General features: G+C 32.6%; 10 protein-coding genes and 1 riboswitch. All 10 genes read right to left on the reverse strand.

The features are described from left to right. Nucleotides 1-11: 11 nt before the first annotated feature. Nucleotides 12-152: a hypothetical protein gene (locus tag JOC76_RS06375; protein ID WP_205176763.1), complete on the reverse strand. Its 141-nt coding sequence runs from the start codon at nucleotides 150-152 to the stop codon at nucleotides 12-14. A gap of 272 nt (nucleotides 153-424) precedes the next feature. Further along, the gene (locus JOC76_RS06380; protein ID WP_205176764.1) at nucleotides 425-1,033 is read right to left on the reverse strand and encodes a CpsD/CapB family tyrosine-protein kinase; all 609 of its coding nucleotides are present in this window, start codon (nucleotides 1,031-1,033) and stop codon (nucleotides 425-427) included. Nucleotides 1,034-1,064: 31 nt separating this feature from the next. Further along, nucleotides 1,065-1,805: a YveK family protein gene (locus JOC76_RS06385; protein ID WP_205176765.1), complete on the reverse strand. Its 741-nt coding sequence runs from the start codon at nucleotides 1,803-1,805 to the stop codon at nucleotides 1,065-1,067. A 222-nt stretch (nucleotides 1,806-2,027) separates the two neighbouring features. Continuing rightward, the gene (locus JOC76_RS06390; RefSeq protein ID WP_205176766.1) at nucleotides 2,028-3,833 is read right to left on the reverse strand and encodes an ABC transporter ATP-binding protein; all 1,806 of its coding nucleotides are present in this window, start codon (nucleotides 3,831-3,833) and stop codon (nucleotides 2,028-2,030) included. Nucleotides 3,834-3,845: 12 nt separating this feature from the next. Beyond that, nucleotides 3,846-5,024, reverse strand: a complete 1,179-nt coding sequence (locus JOC76_RS06395) for a nucleotidyltransferase domain-containing protein (protein WP_205176767.1) — start codon at nucleotides 5,022-5,024, stop codon at nucleotides 3,846-3,848. A 19-nt stretch (nucleotides 5,025-5,043) separates the two neighbouring features. Next, the gene (locus tag JOC76_RS06400) at nucleotides 5,044-5,496 is read right to left on the reverse strand and encodes a lasso peptide biosynthesis B2 protein (RefSeq protein ID WP_239557583.1); all 453 of its coding nucleotides are present in this window, start codon (nucleotides 5,494-5,496) and stop codon (nucleotides 5,044-5,046) included. Nucleotides 5,497-5,533: 37 nt separating this feature from the next. Continuing rightward, the gene (locus JOC76_RS06405) at nucleotides 5,534-5,827 is read right to left on the reverse strand and encodes a lasso peptide biosynthesis PqqD family chaperone (RefSeq protein WP_205176769.1); all 294 of its coding nucleotides are present in this window, start codon (nucleotides 5,825-5,827) and stop codon (nucleotides 5,534-5,536) included. After that, on the reverse strand, nucleotides 5,828-6,760 hold the full coding sequence (locus JOC76_RS06410; RefSeq protein WP_205176770.1) for a phosphoenolpyruvate carboxykinase (ATP): 933 nt from the start codon (nucleotides 6,758-6,760) through the stop codon (nucleotides 5,828-5,830). Between the two features lie 142 nt (nucleotides 6,761-6,902). After that, complete coding sequence (locus JOC76_RS29875) at nucleotides 6,903-7,055, reverse strand: paeninodin family lasso peptide (RefSeq protein ID WP_239557584.1); 153 nt, start codon at nucleotides 7,053-7,055, stop codon at nucleotides 6,903-6,905. Nucleotides 7,056-7,069: 14 nt separating this feature from the next. Next, on the reverse strand, nucleotides 7,070-8,998 hold the full coding sequence (locus tag JOC76_RS06420; RefSeq protein WP_205176771.1) for an asparagine synthase-related protein: 1,929 nt from the start codon (nucleotides 8,996-8,998) through the stop codon (nucleotides 7,070-7,072). Nucleotides 8,999-9,386: 388 nt separating this feature from the next. Then, a riboswitch (SAM riboswitch) is annotated at nucleotides 9,387-9,500 on the forward strand. Nucleotides 9,501-9,543 lie beyond the last annotated feature (43 nt).

The raw sequence follows: 9,543 nt of genomic DNA on the forward strand, positions 1-9,543 counted from the left end.
CCCCCTTTAAATTATTCCAACTTTATTCTTCTTAATTTGATAGCACTGTTGATTAATTTAAAAATTTCCTCTAGCTCTTCTTTTGAAGCATCTTGTTTAATATACCTAACTGCTTTTTTTATTGATTTTGGATAGTTATCAAAATTCTTCAATTTTTTGTTCCCCCTACAATAAAAATGTTAATTATATGAACTCCTCCAAGGACACATAATTAACATTTTTATTAAATATATTGGGCATCTAACCCATCCTCACATCACGCCCTCGACGACTAGCGTCTAAGGTCTTTCAACCCACAGCATGACCGAGTGTCTCCATTGATAATGGCAAGGAGGCATCACCATTTCATCCTTTTACAATCCAAAACAAGAACTATACGTTCTTTAAAAAGAACGAAAAGGACAAAAAAAATACAATTATACTATTATTGATTCATTATAAATCCAATCAATTGCGCCTTAGCGAACTCTAACACCTTTCTTGCTTCGAAGGCTTTCTCTCCTTTTGTCTTTCCATTTTGAACGACCAATACCACGCCGTCACATTGATTCGCAAGAAGTTTGGTATCCGGCACATTTAGTAGTGCACTTGAATCTACTAAAATGTAATTATAAGTTTGTAAAGCTGAATTTAATAATTCTTTCATTTTATTTGATCCTAATAATTCAACTGGGTTATGGGCGTATGGACCACTAGTTAGTATATCTAATCTTCCAATTTCTGTTTGATATATAACATCTTCTATTGGTAACCTTCCGGTTAAAAAATCAGTTAACCCATAGTCATTAGAGATTTTAAAGTAGTAATGTAAGGAAGGATCTCTTAAATTAGCATCTATTAAGAGAACTCTCTCTTTTTGTTGGGCCATGGAAACTGCAAGATTTGCAGCCGTAATCGATTTACCATCACCATCCTCCGCAGATGTGATTAAGAATGTACGACTATCTCCAGCTACAGAAAATTTAATATTTGTTTGAATCATGCGAAATTGTTCGGAGATAATGGAGTCAGGGAATGAGTATGAAACTAACATTCTCCTCTTTCCAGAATTAACTGATTTTCTTTTATTTATTACCAATCGACTCCCCCCTAAACTCCAAATTATATTGTAAATGACTTTTTTTCTTAATATTCCTTTTATTCATTTTTGATACTTTTCCTAACAACGGCACTTCTAATAGCATTTCAGCATCCGATTCAGATTTAATAGAATCATCAAATGATTCTATTAAGAAAGCTATTCCTATTCCAACCACTAATCCAAATATTAAAAAGTACATTACCTTATTACTTTGTGTTTGATTTATTGGAATGTGACTTACTTTTGCATTTGATAATAACCGGACATAATCCTGCCCAATAATAATTGGCACTTCATCCTTAAATACCTGAGCAGTTGTATCTGCAATTTTTGCAGCAAGTATAGGATCTTGATCTATGACACCAATACTAACCACTTGAGAACTTTCAATACTTGAAACAGTAATTTTTCCTGCTAATGAATCGGATGTCATTTTTAAATCTAATTTTTTTATAACTTTATCAAGAATTGTTGAATCCCTTACAATAACCTGTAGTGTTTTCCTAGACTCTTCATCCGCACCAATGATTATTCGAGAAGAAGACTGATATTGAGGAATTGGATTGGTTGATTTAATTTGAATAAACACTCCCAAAACACTTGTCATTCCTGTTATTATTAAAATAATTAGATACCGCCTCATTAAAACTGCAAATACAGCTTTTAAATTAATATCCTTGGCTCTTCTTTTTTCGTAACGATCATTTTGTTTAAAACTATTCATTCTACCACCTTATTGTAAGACATTATTATTACATCTCTAAAAAAGTTCTAAATAAAGGATAATCTAAGAAAGTTTAAACTCTTTAGCTTCATTTAAATACCCTCTTTAATAGTATTCTATTTCACAAAAAACTTTATATAAATCATTTTAGTTCTTTATATAGAACATGTCAATACAAGATGATAAATTATTAAGATCTCATTGTTCTTCGTAGATGGATTATTACTGTCCAACACTTATGCCCATTTGTTTCTTCAGTAAATTACTAAACATCCCTTTCTTTTCTGATTCCAATTGGCTAAATTCCCCTTGTTGAATGACACATCCTTGATCTAACACAATTACTTGATCAGCATTACGGATCGTTGATAATCGATGTGCTATAACAATTACAGTCATTTTCCCTTTTAATCTCTCAATTGCTTCTTGTATCTTCGCTTCATTCTCGGTATCTAAAGCGCTAGTTGCTTCATCTAAAAAAAGAATAGATGGTTTTCTAAGAATTGCTCTCGCTAACACTAAACGTTGCCGTTCACCTCCAGATAATCTTATCCCTCTATCTCCTATTAAAGTATCTAGTCCTTGGGGGAGCTTCCTTACAAACTCAGCGGCTGATGAAAATTCTAAAGACTCCCATAATTGTTCCTCACTTGCACTAGGTTTCATCATTAGAAGGTTATCCCTTACAGTGGTATTAAAAAGAAATGGATCCTGTGGTACATAACTAATAGATTGCCTAAACGACATCAGATTTTCTTGTGAAAGAGGTATTCCATCGATTAGAACCTGTCCATGCCCAGGTCCATTTAATCCCATTAACAAATCAATCAAAGTACTCTTTCCTGCTCCTGAGCGCCCTACAATGGCTGTCATTTGCTTTGCGGGTATATAAATATTTATATCTTGTAGAGCAAACGTTGGTTTGGTTAATTCATAACGAAAAAAAATATCCTTGCATTCCAGACCCATTTCTAAATTCATAGAGTCTAAGTTTTTATAGGATTTAATGTAGGTTTCCTGAGATTCTAAACAATCATTTTGTAATTCAATTAATGTCTTAAAACTAGGTACGATAGCTCCTATTTGTTCTAAGTTTGATTGTATTCCACTGAATCTTGGCCATAGTCGTGTAAAAATAGCTATAATAAGCATTAATTCCGCAGGTTGAGCTCGAAACATTTTTATCGAATAAAAAATAAACCCTGCCATTAAAATAGCGGATACTACTTTGAAAATAAATTGAGAGATTGTGTTTAATCTAACCATTTCTACAACATTTTTTTCTAATTTTAAACCTAACACACTAATCCATTCAATATGGCTTTCTTCTAGTGTATTACTTTTAATATCTTTTATACCATTAAAATGATCAGTTATACCTGCAAGATAAACCTTACCTAATTCGACTGTCTCAGCGCCTATTTTCCCAGATCTATTTACAAATCTTTTCGAAAAGAATATAAGGGCAAAACCAAGTATTAAAATAGTAACAGTCATTTGTGCTGATAACCAAAAAGAAATACCGATTTGTATCATTGTAAAAACTAGTGAAGCAAGAAATTGAAGAAACATCAATGTTCCCCCACTTACACGAGCAATATCAGTTATTAATAAATTGACTATATCAGATTTTCTTTTTTTCAAAAAAAAGCCCCAGTTTGATCGAATAATTGCAGTATACGTTTCTTCTCTTAGATGACGTAAATATCCATGCTGTATTTTTGTATTTAAGATTGATTGATTTTGCTGAAGAAAGCTCTGTCCTGTAATTAATAACACATAACTAGTTAATATAATTAACAAACTAACAGCATTAGGAAGTTTTTTTAAAATGCTTTGAATCCAAGTTAATATAGAAATTGTTTCAATTTGTACATCAAATATTCCTGTCAAACTTATTAAAGGAACCAATAGGAAAATACCTATTCCTTCAATTAAACTAATAAATATCATTCCTACCAAATTAAGGTACAGAGTTTTTCCTGCAAATGAATGTATACTTTTAGCAAAATGCCAGATATGTCTCACAGTTAATTCCTCCTATGATAAGGCATGTTTTCTAGTTTTTCTCCATGCCCATAATAAAGGACGTAACGGAAAATATAATAAATGAAGTGGTTTTGGTAATGGCAATGTTTCCACATCAAGGGGATACGGATGTAAAAAACTCAAGATATATAGACACTTCTGTCTATTAGTCATTAGGCTAAATAAATGTTTCTTATGATAGATGGCGACATCATCGGGGACTGGATCAGTATGTAAATTGATCATTCTTTCTAAATAAAAAATAGCAGCTTGTGCTAACTTTTTTGGCTGTTTTCCCTTAACTAAATTCTCTATTTCTTTCAGGAAGGGTAAATCTAACAATTCCATGTTAAGTATAAGCGCCTGCCCACCTACAGAATAATATTGATACTTTTGTAACTGTTTTATTAAAACATCCCATCTTATTTTTTGTTTAAGCATTTGATTTATATCTAATAACCAACGAAGACGGAACCAGCCATGACGTGCACCATGCGAAACAAGAAATAAAAATAAATCCTCACGACCTAGAAAATAGATTGGAAAACTAGTAAGAGTACTTTCTCTTTTCCGTAGCCACAATTCTTCAAAATCCGGTCCATTTCCAGGAAAAGGATTTAGTCGCCAATGTATTTCAATATTAACCCTATTTTGTTTATGATAATATTCTATATGATGATTTCTCCACTTCCAATCATTTAGAGACATGTTAATATAATCTTGTTTAACATATCCTTGCATTTGAAGTAGGGTGTCCACAGTTTCTAAATCATTAATTGAAACAAGGATATCTAGGTCCCCGCATGTACGTAATGAAAGGTCACCATATAGGTCTTTTGCAAGTACAGGCCCTTTTAAAACAAGCAAACGAATCTGATTTTCATTTAGGATTCCACATACTCGTTCTAATTCACTGCTTAAACGAAGCATTTCAAAAGTATTTCTTTTGTATAATTGACTTAAAGTTTTGGAAACCTTGAAAGGAATCCAATCCAAATTCTTAAGTTTTCCATACAGCAATGGATAAATTCGATGATGAATGGAAAGTTCTATGAAAAAATTCCAATCTATATTTTGAAATTCTTTTTTTACACTTATCAAATTATTATCATCGGTTATATTCAATATATTTAATATTAGCTTTAATTCATTAGGAATTAAGTCAGTATTGAGATTAAACTTTTTTTCCATAGTTAACTCCTTGCTTACTCTACTTACTAATTTTTTTTGCAAATTTTTTAACCACAGTAAACCGTTCCATAACTTCGAATCCAGTAATATAGTATGGACCGGTACGAAGCCATGCGTGAGCTATCATCTTTCCCGACTCATCTTTTGCTGTTCCTAAATAAAGAGTACTTTCAATTTTACGTCTTTCCAACATTTTCATTGCTGCAATTGCTTTAACTAGACACATACTTTCCCAGATTGTATGTCGACTCATAATATTAATTGAATCAGATATATGCCTTATTATTTTTTTGTTAGATTCATTCGTATCAAACGAGGTCTCCATCATTTGTTCCCCTAAAGAGTCTGCAATCTTTGAAAATCGTATACTTTTTAGGATACGAGCCCAACCTAATAGAATAAAAGCTTCCAGAAATAAAAATTTAGTTTGCCGATCAATAGCAATAAATATTCTAAACTTCTTCACTATCAACTATTCCTTTCATCGCTTTTATTCACCATATTTATACCTATTTACAGATTTCAATTAATTCTTCTTCAAGCAAATGGTCAAGAAAAGATAATACTTGTTCTTCACACTCTTTACGCTCGACATCATACTCGGTTGTTAAACGATCAATGATCTCGATTGCACTAATTGGTGACTTAATATTATCCCAGATGACCCCACCGATTACCCCAAGATTAAAGTACTTTCCTTTTTGAACACTCATCATTACTTTTTCCCCATCCATATCACTAACAATATTTCCTTGTTTTTGTACAATATTAATATCTTTTGATAGTTTTTTTGTTTTTAACACTTATTTTTCCTCCTTATGAATTGTTGATAATATGAGAGTAACTAATTGATTTGCTGTAAAACTAGAAACCGGCCGCCTCAAATGATACATATCGATTTTACAGACAATACTTGTAGAATTTCTAAAGTGCCAATCTAATAAACCTAGCTTTGAAATTAGAGTATTTCTGTATGTATGAGAAAACAGCGTTTGAAGGCGGGTAAGTTTTTGAATTGGAAAGATTTCAATATTTTCATCTTTTGATCTAATTAGTTCAAAAACACCTGCAAGAGGTAATGGTTCTGAATAAAATTTTGAACCTACTGGAATAGCATATTTAGTTTCCCTTTTATAAAGAGGTCGGTAACCCTCTGTATCAATACCAAATTCTAGTAAACTTTCACTCCACAACTTTTGTTGTGGGTATGACGGGGTTACATACGGTATATTTTCACCATCTGAGAATGAAATAGCTATCACATCATCTGTCAATATTTGATATCCTCGATTTAAAAATGCTGAGGCAAGTGTTGATTTTCCAGCGCCAGATTCTCCTATAATGGCATATGCCTTTCCATTAATGGCAATAACACTACCGTGTAAGGGAAATATTTTCCTTTGCATTAATAGCGCACCCATACAACTTCCAAGAATATAAAGTCTAGCTACATCGACATCGTATTCTTCTAAAGGTGAGACTATAATCCTTTTCCCTTCTTTAATTAAAAATATAGCAATTCTCGGGACCCTAAACATTACTAGATTTTCATTAATTATAAAATCATTCTGATCCTTTACAGAATCAAGCCATTGTCTTGATAAATTTTCAATCTTTATTTCTACATCTATATATTCTGCCTTTAGATCCTGATTCGGTAATTCCGGCATGGGGATATCACTTATTATTGAGAAGCCAAATGCCTTATATATTACCTTTTCATCTGTTTTTAACATTTTGATTCAACTCCAAATAAAAATAAAAGCCCTTATAGCATCATTTATGTATAAGGGCTTTCAGATGCAAATCGTAAGTATAAAATCCCAGTATATGTTAGAAATCTAATTTCAACAAATATAAGGATAATGGACCTATCTTTTAGCTTTGGTGAATTAAATCATGCCCTTTTCCGTCAGTCGGAATAGGTTTACCTTGTACGAAATTCCCATCAAAATTACCACCAGTTGTTCCAGCCATTGTCATATTGACATCAAGTACTTCTAAAACAGGTGTCTGCCATTCTTTTTTCATGTTATCACCCCCTTTCAAGTAAAATTATTAATATAACGATATACTATTAAACAAAGCATTAAAGTTCTATAGTCGGAGTCAATAATATTTTTAGGCTGTGCCCCTTTCTCACCTTTAGCTAAAGCAGAACTTAGAACATTACCATCTATATAATCTAGAATTAACGAGTCATTACTTACTTTCTTAACATCATTAATGAAGTTTTTCCAATCTGGAATCATTCGGTGCAGCCAATCCACACCTTGAATCCCTCTTATACGTTGATTTAACCTAACTTCATCCGGTAAATAATTCTCAGTGGCTCTACGGATTAGAGAGCGATCCTGCCCATTTTGTACACATTGTTCTTCTGGTACGGATAAACAGAAGCGGACAACTCGGATATCATTGGTAGGATCACGTTTCCATAAAGAGTATTTTAAGGAAAGTTTACAATCTAGTGTATTACCGGCATTCCAAGGAGCCATATCCTCAAACAGAACTCTCCTTTGTTCATATAAATTAGGTGAAGCAATCCATCCTGACTCGTTAATTCCATGCTCTTTAAGTTTTCTGAACACACCAGAGCGTTTTGCAAAGCTAGGATTAATTAACATAGTTGGATTCAATGAATTCTGTTTAACAAGAAAAGGAAATCCTATTTTAGATATAGTTGGTAACCATCGAAATCTTGCTCCGCCAATTAACCTACTAAATTGATTTAATTCTTTAGATAGACTAAGCCACTTTAACCGTTTTAAAAGAATTGCATAATAGTCTAATGCTGAGCCCCAAGAAACAGTGAAATTTCCTTTATCACCATTGAGTAATACCCCAATTCCTACTTCATAGGCTTTCTCAAACATTCCTTTTAACCAGAAGGAATTTTCTAAAAACTTATACGGCATTTCATTTATTTCAAGAATTTCATCAATTTCAGAGTAGGAACTAATCCCTTCAAAATCGTAATAATGGTCTGAAATCCCTCCAACATATCCCACTGTTTTCTTAATGAACGGCCTTTCATCAGGCATTAACTCTTTACGCGTAAAATCAACAAAATCACTTGGAGGGATATAACTAAAAGTATTTAATGTTTTGTTTTCTTTTTGTAAAGTTTGCGCAGCGAACCCCACCACAGCACCAGAATCTAACCCTCCACTCAATTGAGAACCGATTTTACGATGTGTCCTTAGACGACAATTTACTGCCTTTTGAAATACCTCCTGAAAAGCTTCTACATATTCTTCAGATGACTTTAATTTCAATTTTTCTTTCGGAGTAAAAACACCGTATTTAATAATCTTAACCTTGTCTTTGTGTATCGTAATCGAATGAAATGGAGGAACTTGATTAATTTCGCTATAAGGAGTCATGTGAGCATCAACCGTGTCAATCATTCCGGTTATCGCCAAAAACTCTGCGAGATATAATTCATTCAGTTTCTTCTTTATATTGGGAATTAATAATAATGGTGCTATTGTTGTGCAAAAGCTAAATCGGTACGCATCATTGTGGTAGTAAAGAGTCCGATATCCAGAAGGATCCCTTGCACCAAAAAGTTGTTGTTTCTGCTGGTCCCATATCATAAAAGCAAAATCACCAATTAGATACTTCGGTGCTTCTTCACCCCATTTAAAGTAGGATAGTAAAATTAGTTCACTATCAGTTATTTCTTTCCTTCTTCTTTTATTAATCTGTAAACTTTCAATCAGTTCATCTCGATTATCAATGATTGCATCGGCCGTGATAGCTAGCTTTCGCTGATGATCATAATAGGGAATTTTCTCTCCTATCGACTCCGGTGTGATCCACTGAGCATGACAGCCAAGGAAGACTTTGTCGTTTTGCCAAGTTTTAATATCATCCGCCGGATATTTTTCTAATTCTTTCATCATCCGGTTTCCATGCTCTAGATTGATTGGTTCATCGTTTAAATGATATATTCCGGCTATCGCACTCATCTTTTCCTCCTGCCATACATTTCAACAGTTTTACAACCCTTTAACTGAAATGTAAGTTCACTAAATAGAACATCGATTCCATAGTAAACTAAAAGAAATTTATTTTAATTAAATTTCCCGAAACTATGGTATAATTTTGTCAACTTTATGTATTTTGACTACTAAATCAATATTACATAATACCTATACTAGTTCTCTATTAAGAACAACTTATAACCTTATAATAAATCCATAAACTACCACTGTCAACAATTTTTCAATTAACAATTTATATATTTTTTTAAAAAGCTTTTGTGCCTATTTTCATCATTATTATTGTAAGATACAAAAAAACAAATTGACATAACACGAGATTTGTAGTAAATTTTATAAATAATCTAAATAATGTTTCTTATCAAGAGAGGTTGAGGGAAGGGCCCTGCGACGCCTCAGCAACCTTCAATGTTTTTTCTCATTGAAAAGGTGCTAAGTCCTGCAAATTTACTAATTTGCAAGATAAGAAGAATGACAAATGTGCTGCCTACAAAAGTCTTCTTCTTATAAGA

It is taken from the genome of Neobacillus cucumis (assembly GCF_016908975.1).
Lineage (GTDB): Bacteria > Bacillota > Bacilli > Bacillales > Cytobacillaceae > Neobacillus > Neobacillus cucumis.

What these genes read in the sequence shown, in the direction of transcription:
- JOC76_RS06380 (WP_205176764.1), bottom strand. Translation starts at nt 1,033, where the DNA reads ATGTTAGTTTCATACTCATTCCCTGACTCCATTATCTCCGAACAATTT.
- JOC76_RS06385 (WP_205176765.1), bottom strand. Translation starts at nt 1,805, where the DNA reads ATGAATAGTTTTAAACAAAATGATCGTTACGAAAAAAGAAGAGCCAAG.
- JOC76_RS06395 (WP_205176767.1), bottom strand. Translation starts at nt 5,024, where the DNA reads ATGGAAAAAAAGTTTAATCTCAATACTGACTTAATTCCTAATGAATTA.
- JOC76_RS06410 (WP_205176770.1), bottom strand. Translation starts at nt 6,760, where the DNA reads ATGTTAAAAACAGATGAAAAGGTAATATATAAGGCATTTGGCTTCTCA.
- JOC76_RS29875 (WP_239557584.1), bottom strand. Translation starts at nt 7,055, where the DNA reads ATGAAAAAAGAATGGCAGACACCTGTTTTAGAAGTACTTGATGTCAAT.
- JOC76_RS06420 (WP_205176771.1), bottom strand. Translation starts at nt 8,998, where the DNA reads ATGAGTGCGATAGCCGGAATATATCATTTAAACGATGAACCAATCAAT.